The sequence below is a fragment of the Promicromonospora sp. NPDC023805 genome (genome assembly GCF_040639635.1).
Lineage (GTDB): Bacteria > Actinomycetota > Actinomycetes > Actinomycetales > Cellulomonadaceae > Promicromonospora.
This window is the reverse complement of the sequence record NZ_JBFAAH010000001.1, coordinates 275,064-292,497: the sequence shown is the minus strand read 5'-3', so window position 1 is coordinate 292,497 and position 17,434 is coordinate 275,064. Positions and strand designations below refer to the sequence as shown.

Sequence of the window (17,434 nt, the reverse complement as noted above, 5' to 3'; positions counted from 1 at the left end):
TGGAAGGACCTCTCAGTGCTCCGCACCAACACGGCCGGCTCGCTACGAGCCGAGCACATCGGCCAGACCGTCACCCTCACGGGCTGGGTCGATCGCCGCCGTGACCACGGAGGAGTGGCGTTCATCGACCTGCGTGACGCATCGGGCATCGCCCAGGTGGTCATCCGGGACGAGGAGATCGCCCACCCGCTGCGCGCGGAGTACGTGCTGCAGGTGACCGGTGAGGTCGGCCGTCGCCCCGAGGGCAACGCGAACCCCAACCTCGCCACCGGCGAGGTCGAGGTCGTCGCGACCGAGGTCGTCACGCTCAACGAGTCGGCCCCGCTGCCGTTCCAGGTGTCGACGGCTCTCGCCGACACCGAGGTGATCGGCGAGGAGGCACGCCTCAAGCACCGCTACCTCGACCTGCGCCGGCCTGCCCCGGCCGCCGCGCTGCGCCTGCGCTCCAAGGCGAACCAGGCCGCGCGGCGCGTGCTGGACGCGCAGGACTTCGTCGAGATCGAGACGCCGACGCTCACCCGGTCCACCCCGGAGGGCGCCCGCGACTTCCTGGTCCCGGCCCGCCTGGCGCCCGGCTCCTGGTACGCCCTGCCGCAGTCGCCGCAGCTGTTCAAGCAGCTGCTCATGGTCAGCGGCATGGAGCGCTACTACCAGATCGCCCGCTGCTACCGCGACGAGGACTTCCGCGCGGACCGCCAGCCGGAGTTCACGCAGCTCGACGTCGAGATGAGCTTCGTCGAGCAGGACGACGTCATCGCCCTGGGGGAGCAGATCCTGCAGGCGCTGTGGGCCCTGGTCGACGTCGAGATCCCGACCCCGATCCAGCGCATGACGTTCCACGAGGCCATGCGCCTGTACGGCTCGGACAAGCCCGACCTGCGCTTCGGCAACCCGATCGTCGAGCTCACCGACTTCTTCGCCGACACTCCGTTCCGCGTCTTCCAGGCGGAGTACGTGGGCGCCGTCGTCATGCAGGGCGGGGCTTCCCAGCCCCGTCGCCAGTTCGACGCGTGGCAGGAGTGGGCCAAGCAGCGCGGCGCACGCGGCCTCGCGTACGTGACGTTCTCGGAGGAGGGCGAGCTCGGCGGCCCGGTCGCCAAGAACCTGTCCGACGACGAGCGGGCGAACCTCGCGAAGGTCACCGGCGCCGAGCCGGGTGATGCGGTGTTCTTCGCCGCCGGCAAGACCTCGGACTCCCGCTCGCTGCTCGGCGCCGCGCGCGTCGAGATCGCGCACCGGACCGGCCAGATCGACGAGGACGCCTGGGCGTTCGTGTGGATCGTCGACGCGCCACTGTTCAAGCCGGCCGGCGAGGACGACGACGTCGACCTCGGCTCGTCCGCCTGGACCGCTGTGCACCACGCGTTCACGTCGCCGACCCCCGAGTGGATCGACAGGTTCGAGGAGGCGCCGGGCGACGCGCTGGCCTACGCCTACGACATCGTGTGCAACGGCAACGAGATCGGTGGCGGCTCGATCCGTATCCACCGCCGTGACGTGCAGGAGCGCGTCTTCGACGTGATGGGCATCGGGCAGGAGGAGGCGCAGGAGAAGTTCGGCTTCCTGCTCGACGCCTTCGCGTTCGGCGCCCCGCCGCACGGCGGCATCGCGTTCGGCTGGGACCGCATAGTCGCCCTGCTGACGAAGTCGCCGTCGATCCGCGACGTCATCGCGTTCCCGAAGTCGGGCGGCGGGTTCGACCCGCTGACGGCGGCCCCGGCGCCGATCACGCCGGAGCAGCGCAAGGAGGCCGGCGTCGACTTCAAGCCCGAGGCCGCGGTGCCGGTGGCGGCCACTACCGCGTGACCAGAGGTACATGACCCGAGGTACCGAGGCCCTGGCCGGAGAGATCTTCTCCGGCCAGGGCCTCGGCCGTGTCACGACCGAGGGCGCCGTACCGCGTCTGACCCGCGTGTTTCCCGGGCGCGCCCCCTCCATCACTGGTTAGGTGGAACCGGGGCGCCGGTCCCGGCACCCCAGGACCCAGACCTGGAAGGCAGCCTCATGACCGAGAACCCAGGCGGCACACCACGCGATCCTCAGCAGGACCCGGAGATCCAGCCCACCCAGCCCTTGCCGGAGTCATCGCTCGAAGCAGAGCTCCCGGCCGGCCCGGCGGATCCGGACCGCACGGAGTCCTTCGAGCAGCCCGCCGCGAGCGCGCCCTACGAGCAGCCCGCCGCTCCTGCCGCGTACGGGCAGCCCGCGGCCCCGGCCGCCCCGCAGCACGGGTACGCGCCCTCGCCGCCCAAGAACGACCTGGCCGTCTGGTCGTTGATCAGCGGAATTCTCAGCTACGTCATGTGCCCGATCCTGCTCGGCGTCGCCGCGGTCATCACGGGCACCATGGGCCGCAGGGCCGCCGACGAGGGCCTGGCGGACAACCGCGGCATGGCCACCGCCGGTCTGATCCTGGGCTGGGTCAACATAGCGCTGTCAGTTCTCGGCATAGTGCTCTTCTTCATCCTGCTGGGCGCAGGGCTGCTCGCCGGAGCCTTCGGCGAGTGGAGCGACGTGAACGACATGGGCGGCTACGGCTACTGACCCATCGACCCGCACGGGACCCGGGCAGATCTCCCCGTGCGATGGCGTGTGTTTGACGTGCCCCGGGCGGCCCCCGACCTGTAGGTTTGGCCTCTCTCCGCCGGTTCAGCCCCGGCACCACGCAATCAGAAAGGCAGCACGATGACCCAGCCTGACGGCGGCCAGTCGCCGTACGACCCGCCGCAGCAGCCGGAGCAGGGACAGCCGGCCACACCGGCGCCGGGCTCGGTTCCCGGGCAGCCCGCACCGTACGAGCAGCAGCCGAACCAGCAGCAGCCTTATCAGCAGCAGTACGAGCAGGCGCCGGTCTACGCGCAGGGTGGGCAGCCCGCGCCCTACGGTGCCGCGCCGCTGCCGAAGAACGGCCTCGGCGTGTGGTCGCTCGTGCTGGGCATCCTGGCTGTGCTGGGCTGCGGCCTGCTCACGGGTATCGCCGCGATCATCACCGGTCACAAGAGCCGCAAGGCCCAGCAGGAGGGCCAGGCCGACAACGGCGCCATGGGCCTCGTGGGCATCATCACCGGCTGGGTCGGCATCGCGTGGACCACCGTCGTGCTCGGCTTCCTCATCGCCGGCGCGATCATGGCGGCGACGGCGGTCAACGACCCGGCCTTCCAGGACGAGCTCCAGCAGCAGATGGAGCAGGAGTACGGCGAAAACGGCGAGACGATGGACCCTGAGCTCCAGGAGCTCATGGACGAGCTCGAGAACCTCGAGAACAGCTGAGACCACCCGTAACCTGTCAGCCCGCCGCATCCGAGGTGATAACTTCTCGGCATCGCGGCGGGCTGACTCGTCGTCTTGTGTCCGCGCCGCGTGGCGCGGCTGAGCCTGGAAGGCAGCCCCCCGATGACCCAGCCCGACGACGGGTACGTCCCCCACGACCCGCCGAACCAGCAGGCTGTCCCGCAGCCGCCGGCGGACCAGCCCCCGACTCCGCCAGTACCGCCGCCCGCCGATGCGGCGCCCGCGCATCCCGTGCAGCACCCGTCGGACCAGCAGTCCCAGGGTTCCGCGGGTCCGACCGGGCAGTACCCGACCGGTCAGCCGACCTCCGGTCAGTACCCGACGGGTCAGTACCCGACCGGGCAGTACTCGACGGGCCAGTACTCGACGGGCCAGTACTCGACCGGCCAGTACCCCTCCGGGCAGCTGCAGCCGCACGTGCCGCAAGGCCAGGTCCAGTACCAGTACGGCCCGCCGCGGCCGTACGGTTACGCGCCCCCGCCGCCGAAGAACGATCTGGGTGTCTGGTCCCTGGTGACCGGCATCCTGAGCTGGATCCTCTGCCCGCTCGTCCTCGGCATCGTGGCGGTCGCCACCGGGAACGCCAGCAGGAAGGCGATCCGGGACGGCCTGGCGAACAACACCGGTGCGGCGACGGCCGGACTCATCCTCGGCTGGATCAACATCGCCCTGTTCGGCGCCGGGATCCTGGTGTGGCTCGGCATAGTGCTCGTCGGGCTCCTCGGAGCGGGGCTCGCGGTCTCCCAGACATGAGTCCGATGAGATCGCTCGCTACCGAGCACAGCGCCCTGGAACCCCGCACGTGGAAGGTACGAGCATGACCCAGCCGGACGAGTGGAAGTCCCCGTACGACCCGCCGCAGCGGAACACCCCGGACCCCGCCCCCGACCAGGGTTCCGTCCCTGGTCAGGCCCCCGCGCCGGACCAGGCAGCGGTGCCGCCCCCGTACGGGCAGCCGTACCCGGACCTGCAGCAGCCCGCGCCGCCCCAGCCCTACCAGCCGGGGCCCGCCGAGACGCAGCAGCCCTATCAGCAGCCGTACTCCCAGCAGCCCTATCAGCAGCCGTACCAGCAGGCCGGCTCGCCCGGGCCGTACCAGCCCCACGCGGGGCAGTACGGAGCTCCCTACGGGTACACCGCCCCCGCCGAGAAGAACGCACTCGGCGTGTGGTCGCTCGTGCTGGGCATCCTCAGCATCCTCATGCTGTTCACCTGCGTGGTCGGTTTTCTCGCGGCCATCCCCGCGCTCATCACGGGGTACATGAGCCGCAAGGCCAACAAGGAGGGCCTTGCCGACAACCCCGGCCTGGCCCTTGGCGGCATCATCACCGGCTGGGTCACCATCGGGCTGACCGTTCTCGGCGGTATCGGCCTCGCGATCCTGTTCACCATCCCGGAGTTCCGGGAGGGCTTCAACGGCTCCTACTCGGACTACTCCGACTACTGACCCCTGACCGCCGCGACGTAACCGTCGGGGCGGACCAGCAGGGTGGTGGCACCGCCGTCGGCCCTGCGGACCATGGCGCGCTCGGCGGGATCCACCTCGCCGAGCGTGCCGGGCAGGTCCGGCGTCGGCGCACCCGCGGGGGCGACCATGACGAACCGGCCCGCGCGCAGCGCCTCGGCGAGGCGTGAGCCGCCCTCCAGCGGCAGGTCGCGGGCGCGCGTCCCGACCAGCGGGTGCGAACCGCGCGGCCGCGGGTAGGCGATGCCCAGCGCGGAGATGAAGCCCGCCGCCCGCCGCCGGATCGGCGCGGCCCGCGACACGATGCCGACGCCGATGGTGCCGGCCAGCGTCGCGAGCGGCCCGCGGCTGGTCGCGGCCCGCAGGATGCCGCCGCTCGCGCGGAGGACCTGCTTGCCGACGGGATGCCGCTCGCCCTCGTAGCTGTCGAGGACGGCGGCCCCCGCGGCGTCGGGCAGCCGCAGGGCGGCGGCGAGCTTCCAGCCGAGGTTCGCGGCATCCTGCATGCCCGTGTTCATGCCGAGGCCGCCCGCGGGGCTGTGGACGTGCGCGGCATCGCCGGCGAGGAGCACGCGGCCCTTGCGGTAGGTCGGAGCCTGGCGCTCGTCCGAGTGGAAGCGGGACAGGAAGCGCGGCTCGCTCATGCCGAAGTCGTCGCCGAGGGTGGCGCGGGCGATGGAGCGCACCTCGTCGAGGTCGACGGGCTCGTCCTCGCTCACGGAGCGGTCGCCCTGCCAGCCGATGAACCGGTACCAGCCGTCGCCGAAGGGGGCGAGGAAGCCGAGCGAGTCGTTCGCCGCTGCGACGCTCAGGGTGTCGGCGGGCTTGCGGGCCAGCCGGACGTCCGCGAGCACCATCGACCGGATGACCGCCTTGCCGGGGAACGGGATGCCTACCGCGCTCCGTACCGTCGAGCGGGCGCCGTCGGTCCCGACGAGGTACCTGGCCCGCAGCTGCGAGCCGTCCGCCGCCGTCACGGTGACGCCCTCGCCGTCCTGGGCGAGGGACGTGACCTCGGTGTCGTGGCGGAACACCGCCCCCGCCTCCTCGGCCCGGCGGCGCAGCAGGCGTTCCACCTCGTACTGGGGCACCACGAGCACGTACTGGAACCGGGAGGGCAGGTCGGCCAGGCTGACGGTGAGCCGTTGGAAGAGCCGGATGGCCCGGACCGGCTGCCCCTTGGCGACGAGCTCGTCCGCGAGGCCCCGCGCGTCGAGCACCTCGAGGCTGCGGGCGTGCACGGCGAACGCCCGGGTGAGGTTGCTCAGCCCCGCCGGACGCTTCTCCAGCACGGTCACGCGGGCACCTGCGGTGGCGAGGTCTCCGGCGAGCAGGAGGCCGGTGGGCCCGGCTCCGACAACTATGACGTCCGTGTTCATGGCGTCCTCCTCGGCTGTCCCGCCGACGGCCGTTCCGCCAACGCTTGTTTGCCAACGCTTGTTGACCAGCCTAGGCAGCGTGGCGCGCACACGTCAACAGGTGTTGGCCTACAGTTGTTGACATGACTGGTGACGTGACAGGTGGCATGACAGGCTCAGAAGTCCCACGCCGCTCCGACGTGACCCGCGCCGCGATCCTGGACGCGGCAAAGGAGCGCTTCGCGTCCGACGGGTACGAGCGGGCGACGGTGCGCGCCATCGCGCGCGACGCCGGGATCGACCCCTCCATGGTCATGCGCTACTACGGCTCGAAGGAGGGCCTGTTCGCCGCGGTGATCGACGTCGAGCTCGACTTCCCGGACCTCAGCGAGATCGATCCGGACCGGCTGGGCGTCGTCCTGGTCACGCACTTCCTCGAGCTGTGGGAGCGGGACACGGTGCTGCGGACCCTGCTGCGCGTGGGAGTGACCAACGAGTCCGGCTCGGAACGCCTGCGCCAGGTGTTCGGCACCCAGCTCGTGCCGGCCGCGCGGGCGTTCGTGCCCGACCCGGCGGACGCCGAACGCCGCGCCGCGCTCGTGGCCGCGCAGGTGCTCGGCATGGCACTGGTGCGGTACGTGCTGAAGTTCGGTCCGGCCGCGGACATGTCGCGCGACGACGTCGTCGCGTGGCTCGCGCCCACCGTGCAGCGGTACATCACCGCGGAGGCGCCGTGACCCGCGGTGCGGCTCAGCCGGCCCGTGGCCAGACGACGGTGAACCTCGCGCCGCCCTCCGGCGACTCGCCGACCGCGACCCGGCCGCCCCGGCGGCGGACGAGCTCGGCGACCAGGGCCAGGCCGAGCCCGGCGCCTCCGGAGGCGCGGGCGCGGTCGTCCGAGACCCGGTAGAAGCGGTCGAAGATCTTCGACCGGTGCTCCGGCCGGACACCCGGCCCGTCGTCGTCGACCAGAACGCGCACGGTGGACCGGCTCGCGAGCACCGACACGACCACCCGGGTCCGGGTGTACCGGCAGGCGTTGCGCAGCAGGTTGTCGAGGACGAGCTCGACCTCGGTGTGCGCGGCGGCGGCCCAGGCCTGGCCGGTCATGGCGTTGACCACCATCGGCGCCGGCTGCTCCCCGGCGCGCTCGACCGCGGCGCGCACCTCGCCCACCAGGTCCACGGTCTCGGAAGGCGGCAGCTCACCGGCGTCCGAGCGGGCCAGCACCAGCAGCCCGTCGAGCAGCGCGGAGAGCCGCTCGGCGTCGGCGAGGACGTCGGCGTGCACCTCGTGCGAGAGCTCCGGGTCGGGGTTGGCCACCGCGACCTCCGACTGCAGGCGGATGGACGCCACGGGGGAGCGCAGCTCGTGCGCGGCGTCGCCGGTGAACCGCCGCAGGCGTTCGGCGGTGGCGTCCTGCTGGTCCAGCAGCACGTTGAAGTCGTCGGCCAGGGCGCGCAGCTCGCCGGCCGCGGCGTCGGGCACCGCCACACGTTCACCGGGGGCGAGACCGCGGACGGACCGGCGCATCCGCGCGACCGGGCGCAGCGCCGACCCGACGGCGAACCAGATCGCCACCCCCGCGACGACCGTCCCGACCAGCGCCGTCAACAGCAGCCACCGGCTGCCCGAGGCCTCGGCGGCGTGCTGCCCCACGAGTCCGGCCCCGACGGCCACGAGCCGCTGGCTGCCGTCCGGGACGGTGACGACGGCGCCGTGCCAGCGGACCGGCCCTCGACCGTCCGCGGTGGTGGGCGTGCCGGCCTTCAGGCTGCGCACCTCGTCGCGCGTCAGGGCGGGCTGTGCGCCGTCGTCGACGGGGCTGCCCGCGGTGTCCAGGACGCGGACCGCCAGGCCGTCGGGCGACACGGGCGCGCCGCCCGCGGCGACGGAGCGCGCCGCGCCGCTCAGCGCCTCCTGGAGCTCGTCGTCCACCGCATCCGTGAGCAGCGGCCCCAGGCCCCGGCCGGCGACCGTCGCGAGGCCGAGCAGGCAGGCCAGCGTGACGGCCGTGACGAGGGCGGTGATCCGCAGGCGCAACGACGTGCCCGCCCAGCGGCCACCCGTCGGTGTCCGCACTAGCGTGGCTCGCCGAGCTGGTACCCGTGCCCCCGCACGGTCCGGACCAGGCCGTCGGCGCCCGCTGCGGACAGCTTGCGGCGCAGGTAGCCGACGTACACCTCCACGACGTTCCGGGTCGCCGCCCATTCGTCGCCCCACACCTCGTGCAGCAGCTCCTCCTTGGTCCAGACCGTCCCGGCTCGCAGGGCAAGGGCCTCCAGCAGCGCGTACTCGCGCGGGCTCAGGGGGACGACTGCATCGTCGTACCGCGCCGTGCGTGCCTCCCGGTCGATCGTCAGCGGCCCGAGCCGGATCCGGTCCCGCGCGATACCCGTCGCCGCCCGGCGCAGGGTGGCGCGCAGCTGGGCGAGGAGCACCACGAAGGAGAACGGCTTGACCACGTAGCCGTCCGCCCCGAGGTCCAGGCCGTCGGCCTGGTCCACCTCGCCGTCCTTCGCCGACACGAGCAGCACGGGCGTCGCGACGCCGTCGGACCGCAGCTCCTGCAGCACGCGGTACCCGGACAGGCCGGGAAGCATGATGTCCAGCAGTATCGCGTCGTACGACCCGGTGCGGGCCAGCTCGAGCGCCGACGGCCCGTCCGCGGCGACCGTCACGTCCATGCCCTCCGCGCGCAGGCCGCGGTCGAGCGCCTTGCGGACGCCCGGCTCGTCGTCGACCACGAGGATCTGCGGCCTCATGGCTGCCAGCATGCCGTATGACCTGCCCTGCCGGAGCATCCCGGACGAGGTCACCGCATGCGACCGCTCGCTGAGGAAGGTCTCAGCAGGCAGGGGGCATCGTTGACGGTATCGGTAGCGCACACTGGTCGAAGAGCGAAGGAGCCGGACATGAGGCCCAGGACGAAGGCACTGGTCGCCGCGGGATCAGGAATCACCCTGGGGCTCGCCGGCCTCGCGCTGAGCGCCCTGCCCGCAGGCGCGGACGACGAGCCGGTGCTGCCCGAGATCGGCGCCGAGGCGCTGGTCGCCTCGGCGCTCGCGGCCGAGGCGCCGGCGTTCGCAGGAGTGGCCGAGCTGAAGAACGAGCTCGGCCTGCCCGCCGTACCCGGGACGGAGGCGCTCGACTTCGAGACGGTGCGCGTGTTCCACGACGGCGCTGAGGGCGCCCGGGTCCAGGTCGAGCGCAAGGCCTCCGAGCTGACGTTCGTCAAGAACGCCGAGGAGGCGTGGGCCTACGACTCGCAGGAGCGCACGGCCAAGGGCCTCACCTGGGACGCGGCCGACGCCGACGCGATGCGCGGGCACGCGGAGGCCGAGCTGGCGGACCCGTCGCAGGCGGCGGCCGAGATCATCGAGCGCCTCCGCCCCACCAGCGACATCTTCGTGGACGGCACCGCCCAGGTCGCCGACCGCGCGGCGTACGAGCTGGTGCTGACGCCGAAGCCGTCCGAGAAGACGCTGCTGCGGGAGATCACCGTGGCGATCGACGCGGAGACGCGGATCCCGCTGCGGTTCGACGTCTTCGCCAACGGCACGACCGATCCCGTCCTGTCGCTCGGCTTCGTCGAGCTCGAGCTGGGTGCGCAGGACGCGGACCTGTTCGAGTTCACGCCGCCGAAGGGCGCGGAGGTCGAGACCACCGAGGCGGACGACGCCGCGGGCGCGCTCCGCGACGCCGGGGGAGAGGACGCCGTCGAGCAGCGCACGACGACGGTCGGCGACGGCTGGGACACGGTGGTGATCGGCGAGGTGCCCGCCGAGGTGCCGTCCGCGGGTTCCTTCGAGGGCGGCCCGCAGGGCGGCCAGGACCTCGGCGGGATCCTCGAGCAGATCGGCACACCGGTGTCCGGCGAGTTCGGTTCCGGGACCCACGTGCAGGTCGCCGTCGGCGGCGTCGTCCTCACCGACGACGGCCGGATCGCGGCCGGTGCGGTGCCGCGGCAGGTGCTCGTCGACGCGCTCGACACGTTCGACGACACGGCCCGGCAGTGACCCCTGCGCACGCCGAGGAAGCGACGGTGCCGGAGGCCGTGAGCGGCTCCGGCACCGTGCCGGCGGCCCGCACCAGGGGGCTGCGCAAGGTCTACCGCGGCACGGTCGCCGTGGACGGCGTCGACCTGGAGGTCCCCGAGGGCGCAGTGGTCGGGATGCTCGGGCCGAACGGCTCCGGCAAGACGACGACCATCCGGATGCTGCTCGGCCTGGTCCAGCCGACCGAGGGCGAGATCGAGCTGCTGGGCGTGCCGATGCCGGGTGCCGCCGACCAGGTGCTCCCGCACGTCGGAGCCCTGGTGGAGGGGCCAGGCTTCCACCCGTTCCTGTCCGGCCGGGAGAACTTGCTGCGCTTCGCGGCCGCCGAGCCGCTGCTGGCCGGCGGCGACCTGGACGGCGCCGTGTCCACGGCCCTGGAGCGCGTGGGCCTCGGGGGCGCGGCAAGGAAGAAGTACCGCGCGTACTCGCTGGGCATGAAGCAGCGCCTCGGGCTCGCCTCGGCGCTGCTCGCGCCGCGCAGGCTCGTCGTGCTGGACGAGCCGACGAACGGGCTGGACCCGGCAGGCACCCAGGAGGTCCGCCGGATCATCGCCGAGCTGCACGACCGCGGTGTGACGGTGCTCGTGTCGTCCCACCTCCTCGCGGAGGTCGAGGCCACCTGCACCCACGTGGTGGTGCTGAACGCCGGGGTGGTGGTGGCGCAGGGCGCGCTGGACGACCTGCTGGAGTCCGGCAGCCCCACGCTGCTCGTGTCCACGCCCGACGGCGCGGCCGCGGTGGACACCCTGCGGGACCACCGGATCCCCGCCCGGCTCGCGCCCGGCGGCGTCCGGGTGGACATCACGACGACGGAGCCCGCGACGGTGATCGAGACCCTGGTCCGCGGCGGCGCGCGCGTGGACGAGGCCCGGCGCGAGCGCACCGGCCTGGAGGAGGCCTTCGCCCGGCTCACGCACGACGTCGGCGACCTGGCCGGCGACGTGGTCGGCGACCTGGTCGGCGAGGTCGACGCCGAGGAACCGGAGGTGGCGCGATGACCGCAGTTGCCGGCACACGGCGCGCCCCGCTCGGACGCCTGCTGCGGGCCGAGGTGCGGTGGATCTTCCGGCGTCCGCGCACCCTCGTGGTGCTGGCCCTGCTCGCGGCGCTCCCGGTGATCACCGGCATCGCCGTCGACCTGACACTCGACGGCGGCGGCGGCCCTGTCGACGCCGGCCCTGCGGGCGCCGGCCCCGGCGCCTCCGACGGCGGCCCGCCGATCTTCGTGACGATGGCCACCAGCGCGTTCGTGCTGCCGCTCGGTTCGCTCATGACCCTGCTGATGCTCATGCTGCCGCTCACCGTGGCGATGGCGAGCGGCGACGCACTGGCCGGCGAGCAGTCCCACGGCACGCTGCGCGGCTGGCTCCTCGCCCCCGTCTCCCGCGGCCGGCTGCTGCTGGTCAAGGCGGTGGGCGTGCTCGTCGTCGCGCTGGTCGCGTCCGGCGTCGTCGTCGCGTCCGGCCTGGTGACGGGCCTGGTCCTCGCGGGAACCGACGGCCTGGTGTCGATGTCCGGCACCGAGCTGTCGATCGCCGACGTGCTGTGGCGGCTGGGCGTCGCCGTCGCCTGGGCAACGCTCTACCTGATGGCGGTCGGAGCCGTGGCGCTCGCGATCTCGGCGTCCACCGAGCACCCGATGGTGGTGGTGGTCGGCGTGCTCGGCGGGCTGATCGTGTCCGTCGTCCTGCTGCAGATCTCGGCGCTGGACTGGCTGCACCCGTACCTGCTGCCGTCCTCGCTCGCCAGCCTGGTCGACCTGATCCGCGACCCGGTCTCGTTCGACGGCCTGGCCGAGGGAGCGTTCCGGGCGGGGTGCTACCTCGTCATCGGCATCTCGCTGGCCTACGCCCGCCTCACGACCAGGGACGGCTGAGCGAGTTCGGCCCCTTAAACGATTAGTGCCGTGTCCCGCGGCGACGCCCGCGTCCTACGTTTTCCCTCGACCGCGCCGCTGACGTCGCACGAGACGGAGACCACGACATGACCATCGATGCTCCCGGCCCCACCGAGGCCGTCAGATCCGCCGCACCACGCCCAGCAACCCAGGCCGCCGCGCGGCCCTCGGCACCAGACACCGAACCCGCCACCGGCGCTCGCGGAGCGCGCGGCTGGTTGGCGTTCGCGGGCCGGGCCGCTCCCGTGCTCGGCTGGATCCTCACGCTCGTGATCGCCCTGGACCTCGGCCAGGGTGCGTACGGCCAGCTCACCGAGTCCGAGCGGTCCGTCGGCATGTTCGAGGCCATCGGGTACCCGGCGTCCGCCGTCCTGCTGGTCGGGGTGCTGCAGGGTGCGGCGGTGCTGCTCTACGCGGTGCCGTGGACCGGGTTCCTCGGCGGGCTGCTGCTGACCGCCTACCTGGGTGGCGCCGTGGCCGCGCACATCCGGCTGGAGGACTCGGTGTCGCACACGCTCACGCCCGTCCTGTACGCCGTCGGCGTCTGGGCCGCGCTGTTCCTGCGCAGCGAGCGCATCCGCTGGGCCGTACTGACCGGACGCTGATCTCGCCGGGGCGCACCGTGGCGTGCGGCAAGGGCGCCGTGAATCACGTTGCGCCCCGGCGTGGGGTCGTGGCAGGCTTTCTCTGCTCCTGCGGGCGGTCCGCGGTGTGAGGGAGCGACCCGAAGGACTGTGATGACAGGCATCTCCCGGTACGAGACCACCTCGCGCTGACGCCTGTCCCGCCGCACCATTCGTTGCGGCATCCCGGCGTCGGCACCAGCCACCACCCGGGAGTCCTTCCATGTTGTCCAACCCTTCTGTCGTGCTGCACGACGTCACTTTCGCCTGGCCCGACGGCGCCGTCGCGCTCGACCACGTCTCCGGTTCCTTCGGCCGCGGCCGCACGGGCCTGACCGGCCTCAACGGGGCGGGCAAGTCGACCCTGCTGCGCCTGGTCGCCGGGCTCCTCACGCCGACGTCGGGCAAGGTCTCCCTGAGCGGGACCGCCGACTACCTGCCGCAGCGGATCACCCTCGACATCGATACGACGGTCGCCGACCTGCTCGGCATCTCGCGGGTCGTGCGCGCGCTGCGCGCCATCGAGTCGGGCGACGTCGACCCCGCGCACTTCGACGTCGTCGGCGACGACTGGGACGTCGAGGAGCGGGCCGTCGCCCTGCTCTCGGCCACAGGCCTGCCCACCGGGCTGGACCGCTCGGTCGCGACGCTCTCGGGCGGCGAGACGATGCTCGCCGCGATCACCGGCGTCCGGCTGCGGCAGTCGACCGGGAGCGCCGCCGTCGCCCTGCTCGACGAGCCGACCAACAACCTCGACGGCAGCGCCCGCGAGCGCCTCTACGAGCTGGTGCGGGGCTGGCGGGGCGCGCTCGTCGTCGTCTCGCACGACCTGGCGCTGCTGGAGCTGCTGGACGAGACGGCGGAGCTGCGCGCCGGTTCGCTGACCACTTTTGGCGGTCCGTACTCGGAGTACCGGGAGTGGCTCGAGGTGCAGCAGGAGGCGGCGGCGCAGACGTTGCGCGCGGCGGAGCAGACGCTGCGCCGGGAGAAGCGGCAGCGGATCGAGGCCGAGGAGCGGATAGCGCACAGCGAGCGCAAGGGGCGTAAGGACGCCGCGAACAGCAAGTACGTGAAGGCGGTGATCAACGACCGACGCAACAGTGCGGAGAAGTCGCAGGGTTCGCGCCGCGGGATGCTCGACGACAAGGTGGACGCGGCCCGGGCGGCGGTGGACCAGGCGGAGCGCGCGGTGCGGGACGACGACCGGATCTCCGTCGACCTGCCCGACCCGGGGGTCCCGGCGGGCCGTCGGCTGGCGGTGCTCCGCGGCGCGGACGGCCGGGAGATCGTGATCCAGGGCCCGGAGCGCCTATCCCTGACGGGCCCGAACGGCGTGGGCAAGACAACCCTCCTGGAGCACCTCCTCCAAACCGTCCCGGCTTCGTTGAGTGCTGGGTATTTGCCCTATGAACCCGCTCCGGACGGGCAAATACCCAGCACTCAGCGAGGTGGGGCGAGAGGTGGGGCGGGGGGTGAGGTGCTGACCGGGCGGGTCGCGTATCTGCCGCAGCGGGTTGATGTGCTGCCCGACGACGTTGCCGTGCTGGAAGCCGTGCGGGCGGGGGCGCCGCACGTGCCGCCCGGGGAGCTACGCAACCGGTTGGCGCGGTTCCTGGTGCGGGGTGCGGCGGTGGACCGGCCGGTCGCGACGCTGTCGGGTGGCGAACGGTTCCGGGTGGCGCTGGCCAGCCTGCTCCTGGCCGACCCGCCGGCGCAGCTGCTGATGCTGGACGAGCCGACGAACAACCTCGATATCGCGAGCACCGACCAGCTCGTCGACGCGCTGTCGGCGTACCGGGGCGCGCTCCTGGTGGTGAGCCACGACAAGACGTTCCTGGACCGGCTGAACCTGGACGCGGAGATCCGCCTGGACGCGGAGGGCAACCTGACGGAGGCGCGTCGGTAGCGCGCTGTGGGCGGTGTACGGGGAAGCCCTGATGTGTCGGGCGTCCGGCTGGTCGTAAGTTCTCCTCACTTACAGCCTTGAAAGTAAATGGAGGACGACCATGCAAGCACGTCTACGGCGCCGTGTGTTCGGTGGCCTCGCGGTTCTGTCCATGGCACTCGTCACCGCGCTGACGCTCAGCGGCGGCGCGCTGCCCGCGCAGGCGGCGACGGGTTCCATCACCGGCTTCGGCGGCAAGTGCGTCGACGTCGCAGCAGCCAGCAGCGCGAACGGCACACAGGTCCAGCTCTACGGCTGCAACGGCACGAACGCGCAGAGCTGGGACGTGCGCGACGACGGCACGGTGCGCGCTCTCGGGAAGTGTCTCGACGCGGCGGGCGGGAGCTCCGCGAACGGGACCCGCGCCCAGCTCTGGGACTGCAACGGCACCGCCGCGCAGCGGTGGACCGCCGGCGGCGACGGCACGCTGCGTGTGCTGGGCAAGTGCCTGGACGCGACAGGGCCCAGCTCGGCCGACGGCACACCCCTGCAGCTCTGGGACTGCACCGCAGGGGCCGCCAACCAGCGCTGGACGCTCCCGACGGGCGGCGGCAACCCGCAGCCCAACCCGGCCAAGATGCCGGCCGCGCCCTACCTCTACCTCGGCTGGGGCAACCCGCCGAGCGCCACGTCGGTCATGAGCCAGACGGGTGTGCGGGCGTTCACCATGGCGTTCATCCTGTCGTCCGGCGGCTGCAACCCCGCCTGGGACGGCAGCCGCCCGCTGACCGGCGGCGTCGACCAGCAGACCATCAACGCGATCAAGTCCGCGGGCGGCCAGGTGCAGATCTCGTTCGGCGGCTGGTCCGGCAACAAGCTCGGCCCGAACTGCTCGACGCCGGCCGCGTTCGCCGGGGCCGTGCAGCAGGTCATCAACGCCCACCAGCCGCACGTCGTCGACTTCGACATCGAGAACTCCGACGAGTTCGAGAACTACACGGTCCAGGACCGCATCCTCCAGGGCCTGATCATCGTCAAGCAGAACAACCCCAACGTGAAGATCGCCGTCACGATAGGCACCGGCCGCAGCGGTCCGGAGGGTGCGGGCACCCGGCTGATCAACCGGGCCGCGCAGCTGGGCGTCGGAATCGACAACTACACGATCATGCCGTTCAACTTCGGCTCCTCGAACATCGCGCAGGACACGATCAACGCGGCAGAGGGGCTGAAGAACCAGCTCAAGTCGGCCAACGGCTGGACCGACGCCCAGGCGTACGCGCACATGGGTATCTCGGGCATGAACGGGAGCTCCGACCAGGGTGAGGTCACCACGGCGGCCGCCTGGACCCAGATCCGCGACTACGCGCGGAACAACGGGCTGACGCGGCTCGCGTTCTGGTCGGTCAACCGGGACCAGCCGGGGTTCGAGTTCACGCGCATCACGGCGGGCTTCTGATGCGCCCCGGCCATCGCGGGGCGGCGGGGGCGCTGGTCAGCGTCGGGGTGAGCGTCGCGGTAGCCGTCGGCATGCTGCTGTCGACGGCGGGGACGGCGAGCGGGACTGCCGGCGGGACGACGACGGCCGCGGCGGGCGCACCCGCCGCCGTCGGGCAGCCCGCGGTGCCCGACGGCGGGCCGGCTGCCGTCCCGGCAGACGTACCCACCACCTTCACGCACCCGGGGGTGCACGTCAGCCGGACCCAGCTCGACTTCGTGCGGCAGCAGGTGCAGGCCGGCGCGCAGCCGTGGCGGCGTGCCTACGACTCGATGATGGGCAGCCGGTACGCGTCGCTCTCGTACACCCCGCACCCGCGGGCGGTCGTCGAGTGCGGGTCGTACTCCAACCCCAACATCGGGTGCACGGACGAGCGGGAGGACGCCATCGCGGCGTACACGCACGCGCTCGCCTGGTCGGTCACCGGCGACGCGCGGTACGCGCAGAAGTCGATAGCGATCATGAACGCGTGGTCGCCGGTGATCCGGGACCACACCGACTCCAACGCGCCCCTGCAGACGGCGTGGGCGGGTTCGGTGTGGCCGCGGGCCGCGGAGATCATCCGGTACACGGGTGCGGGCTGGGCGGCGGCCGACGTCGACCGGTTCGAGACGATGCTGCGCGACGTCTACCTGCCGGAGGTGATCAACGGCTCCCGCAGCAACGGCAACTGGGAGCTGTCGATGATGGAGGCCGCCGTCGGCATCGCCGTCTTCCTCGACGACCGGAACGCGTACGCGTCGGCCAGGCAGCGGTTCCTCGTGCGGGTGCCCGCGTTCATCTACCTGACCTCCGACGGGTCGGTGCCCCGCACCGTGCCCGGCACCGGCAGGGACACGCCCGACCAGATCTTCGCGTTCTGGCACAACCAGCGCACGCTGGTCAACGGCCTCGCGCAGGAGACCTGCCGGGACTTCACGCACACCGGCTACGGCCTCTCGGCGATCTCCCACGTCGCGGAGACCGCCGCCATCCAGGGTGACGACCTGTACCCGCAGGTGGGGGAGCGGCTGCGCCACGCGCTCGGGCTCCACTCGACCTACCAGCGCGGCACCGCCGTGCCGTCGTGGCTCTGCGGCGGCTCGGTGCACCTGGGCCTCGGCCCGATCACCGAGGTCGGTTTCAACGCGCTGCACAACCGGCAGGGCCACGGGATGACGAACACCCAGGCCCTGACCGAGTCGACGCGGCCGCAGGGCACGAACAACCTGTTCGTGGCGTGGGAGACCCTGACGCACGCGGACAACCCGCGCGTGCTCGGCTGACGCTCGTTGAGTGCGGGCTATTTGTGGGACAGACGGCCGCTGTCCCACAGATAGCCCGCACTCAACGAACCGGGCGGGTGCGCTTCATGGGTAAAGA

17 protein-coding genes are annotated in these 17,434 nt (G+C 72.5%); 14 read left to right on the top strand and 3 right to left on the bottom strand.

Annotation, left to right across the window (positions count from 1 at the left end; translation table 11 throughout):
• Positions 1–15 precede the first annotated feature (15 nt).
• The 6 genes from aspS to AB0F70_RS01285 all read left to right on the top strand — a co-directional run bounded on the left by aspS (position 16) and on the right by AB0F70_RS01285 (position 4,738).
• Positions 16–1,806, top strand: coding sequence for an aspartate--tRNA ligase (aspS, locus tag AB0F70_RS01310; protein WP_357442656.1), 1,791 nt, complete (start codon positions 16–18; stop codon positions 1,804–1,806).
• 10 nt (positions 1,807–1,816) lie between these two features.
• On the top strand, positions 1,817–1,948 hold the full coding sequence (locus AB0F70_RS01305) for a hypothetical protein (RefSeq protein ID WP_357442654.1): 132 nt from the start codon (positions 1,817–1,819) through the stop codon (positions 1,946–1,948).
• Positions 1,949–2,004: 56 nt separating this feature from the next.
• A complete protein-coding gene (locus AB0F70_RS01300; protein ID WP_357442652.1) occupies positions 2,005–2,544 on the top strand; it encodes a DUF4190 domain-containing protein in 540 nt (179 codons plus the stop codon).
• 141 nt (positions 2,545–2,685) lie between these two features.
• The gene (locus tag AB0F70_RS01295) at positions 2,686–3,270 is read left to right on the top strand and encodes a DUF4190 domain-containing protein (protein WP_357442650.1); all 585 of its coding nucleotides are present in this window, start codon (positions 2,686–2,688) and stop codon (positions 3,268–3,270) included.
• 123 nt (positions 3,271–3,393) lie between these two features.
• Positions 3,394–4,044, top strand: coding sequence for a DUF4190 domain-containing protein (locus tag AB0F70_RS01290; protein WP_357442648.1), 651 nt, complete (start codon positions 3,394–3,396; stop codon positions 4,042–4,044).
• 64 nt (positions 4,045–4,108) lie between these two features.
• Positions 4,109–4,738, top strand: a complete 630-nt coding sequence (locus AB0F70_RS01285; protein ID WP_357442646.1) for a DUF4190 domain-containing protein — start codon at positions 4,109–4,111, stop codon at positions 4,736–4,738.
• Here the strand turns inward: AB0F70_RS01285 and AB0F70_RS01280 are convergent.
• Positions 4,732–6,135 (bottom strand): FAD-dependent monooxygenase, encoded by a 1,404-nt coding sequence (locus AB0F70_RS01280; protein ID WP_357442644.1) that lies wholly within the window; start codon positions 6,133–6,135, stop codon positions 4,732–4,734. The two genes, AB0F70_RS01285 and AB0F70_RS01280, sit on opposite strands and share 7 nt — an antisense overlap.
• 122 nt (positions 6,136–6,257) lie before the next feature.
• Between AB0F70_RS01280 and AB0F70_RS01275 the strand changes: the two genes are divergently transcribed.
• On the top strand, positions 6,258–6,851 hold the full coding sequence (locus AB0F70_RS01275; RefSeq protein ID WP_357442642.1) for a TetR family transcriptional regulator: 594 nt from the start codon (positions 6,258–6,260) through the stop codon (positions 6,849–6,851).
• A 13-nt stretch (positions 6,852–6,864) separates the two neighbouring features.
• Here AB0F70_RS01275 and AB0F70_RS01270 read toward each other — a convergent pair whose 3' ends face one another.
• Positions 6,865–8,196, bottom strand: coding sequence for a HAMP domain-containing sensor histidine kinase (locus AB0F70_RS01270; RefSeq protein WP_357442640.1), 1,332 nt, complete (start codon positions 8,194–8,196; stop codon positions 6,865–6,867).
• Positions 8,196–8,879, bottom strand: a complete 684-nt coding sequence (locus tag AB0F70_RS01265; RefSeq protein WP_357442638.1) for a response regulator transcription factor — start codon at positions 8,877–8,879, stop codon at positions 8,196–8,198. The genes AB0F70_RS01270 and AB0F70_RS01265 overlap by 1 nt, the downstream gene beginning before the upstream one ends.
• A gap of 150 nt (positions 8,880–9,029) precedes the next feature.
• Here AB0F70_RS01265 and AB0F70_RS01260 point away from each other — a divergent pair, with 150 nt between their 5' ends.
• The 7 genes from AB0F70_RS01260 (at position 9,030) to AB0F70_RS01230 (ending at position 17,337) form a co-directional block, all read left to right on the top strand.
• Positions 9,030–10,133, top strand: a complete 1,104-nt coding sequence (locus AB0F70_RS01260) for an outer membrane lipoprotein carrier protein LolA (RefSeq protein WP_357442636.1) — start codon at positions 9,030–9,032, stop codon at positions 10,131–10,133.
• On the top strand, positions 10,130–11,170 hold the full coding sequence (locus AB0F70_RS01255) for an ABC transporter ATP-binding protein (protein WP_357442634.1): 1,041 nt from the start codon (positions 10,130–10,132) through the stop codon (positions 11,168–11,170). Before AB0F70_RS01260 ends, AB0F70_RS01255 begins: the two co-directional genes overlap by 4 nt.
• Positions 11,167–12,048 carry an ABC transporter permease subunit gene (locus AB0F70_RS01250; protein WP_357442632.1) on the top strand — a complete coding sequence of 294 codons (882 nt, stop codon included), beginning with the start codon at positions 11,167–11,169 and terminating at the stop codon, positions 12,046–12,048. Before AB0F70_RS01255 ends, AB0F70_RS01250 begins: the two co-directional genes overlap by 4 nt.
• 107 nt (positions 12,049–12,155) lie before the next feature.
• Entirely contained in the window at positions 12,156–12,674 is a 519-nt protein-coding gene (locus AB0F70_RS01245; protein ID WP_357442630.1) for a DoxX family protein, read from the top strand.
• 241 nt (positions 12,675–12,915) lie between these two features.
• Positions 12,916–14,598 (top strand): ATP-binding cassette domain-containing protein, encoded by a 1,683-nt coding sequence (locus tag AB0F70_RS01240; RefSeq protein ID WP_357442628.1) that lies wholly within the window; start codon positions 12,916–12,918, stop codon positions 14,596–14,598.
• Positions 14,599–14,749: 151 nt separating this feature from the next.
• Positions 14,750–16,033: a ricin-type beta-trefoil lectin domain protein gene (locus tag AB0F70_RS01235; protein WP_357442626.1), complete on the top strand. Its 1,284-nt coding sequence runs from the start codon at positions 14,750–14,752 to the stop codon at positions 16,031–16,033.
• On the top strand, positions 16,033–17,337 hold the full coding sequence (locus AB0F70_RS01230; RefSeq protein WP_357442624.1) for an alginate lyase family protein: 1,305 nt from the start codon (positions 16,033–16,035) through the stop codon (positions 17,335–17,337). The genes AB0F70_RS01235 and AB0F70_RS01230 overlap by 1 nt, the downstream gene beginning before the upstream one ends.
• Positions 17,338–17,434 lie beyond the last annotated feature (97 nt).

Bases quoted from the DNA above. Each gene is read 5' to 3' on its own strand.
- AB0F70_RS01305 (WP_357442654.1), top strand. From the start codon at position 1,817: ATGACCCGAGGTACCGAGGCCCTGGCCGGAGAGATCTTCTCCGGCCAG.
- AB0F70_RS01300 (WP_357442652.1), top strand. From the start codon at position 2,005: ATGACCGAGAACCCAGGCGGCACACCACGCGATCCTCAGCAGGACCCG.
- AB0F70_RS01295 (WP_357442650.1), top strand. From the start codon at position 2,686: ATGACCCAGCCTGACGGCGGCCAGTCGCCGTACGACCCGCCGCAGCAG.
- AB0F70_RS01290 (WP_357442648.1), top strand. From the start codon at position 3,394: ATGACCCAGCCCGACGACGGGTACGTCCCCCACGACCCGCCGAACCAG.
- AB0F70_RS01285 (WP_357442646.1), top strand. From the start codon at position 4,109: ATGACCCAGCCGGACGAGTGGAAGTCCCCGTACGACCCGCCGCAGCGG.
- AB0F70_RS01280 (WP_357442644.1), bottom strand. From the start codon at position 6,135: ATGAACACGGACGTCATAGTTGTCGGAGCCGGGCCCACCGGCCTCCTG.
- AB0F70_RS01275 (WP_357442642.1), top strand. From the start codon at position 6,258: ATGACTGGTGACGTGACAGGTGGCATGACAGGCTCAGAAGTCCCACGC.
- AB0F70_RS01265 (WP_357442638.1), bottom strand. From the start codon at position 8,879: ATGAGGCCGCAGATCCTCGTGGTCGACGACGAGCCGGGCGTCCGCAAG.
- AB0F70_RS01260 (WP_357442636.1), top strand. From the start codon at position 9,030: ATGAGGCCCAGGACGAAGGCACTGGTCGCCGCGGGATCAGGAATCACC.
- AB0F70_RS01250 (WP_357442632.1), top strand. From the start codon at position 11,167: ATGACCGCAGTTGCCGGCACACGGCGCGCCCCGCTCGGACGCCTGCTG.
- AB0F70_RS01245 (WP_357442630.1), top strand. From the start codon at position 12,156: ATGACCATCGATGCTCCCGGCCCCACCGAGGCCGTCAGATCCGCCGCA.
- AB0F70_RS01240 (WP_357442628.1), top strand. From the start codon at position 12,916: ATGTTGTCCAACCCTTCTGTCGTGCTGCACGACGTCACTTTCGCCTGG.
- AB0F70_RS01235 (WP_357442626.1), top strand. From the start codon at position 14,750: ATGGCACTCGTCACCGCGCTGACGCTCAGCGGCGGCGCGCTGCCCGCG.
- AB0F70_RS01230 (WP_357442624.1), top strand. From the start codon at position 16,033: ATGCGCCCCGGCCATCGCGGGGCGGCGGGGGCGCTGGTCAGCGTCGGG.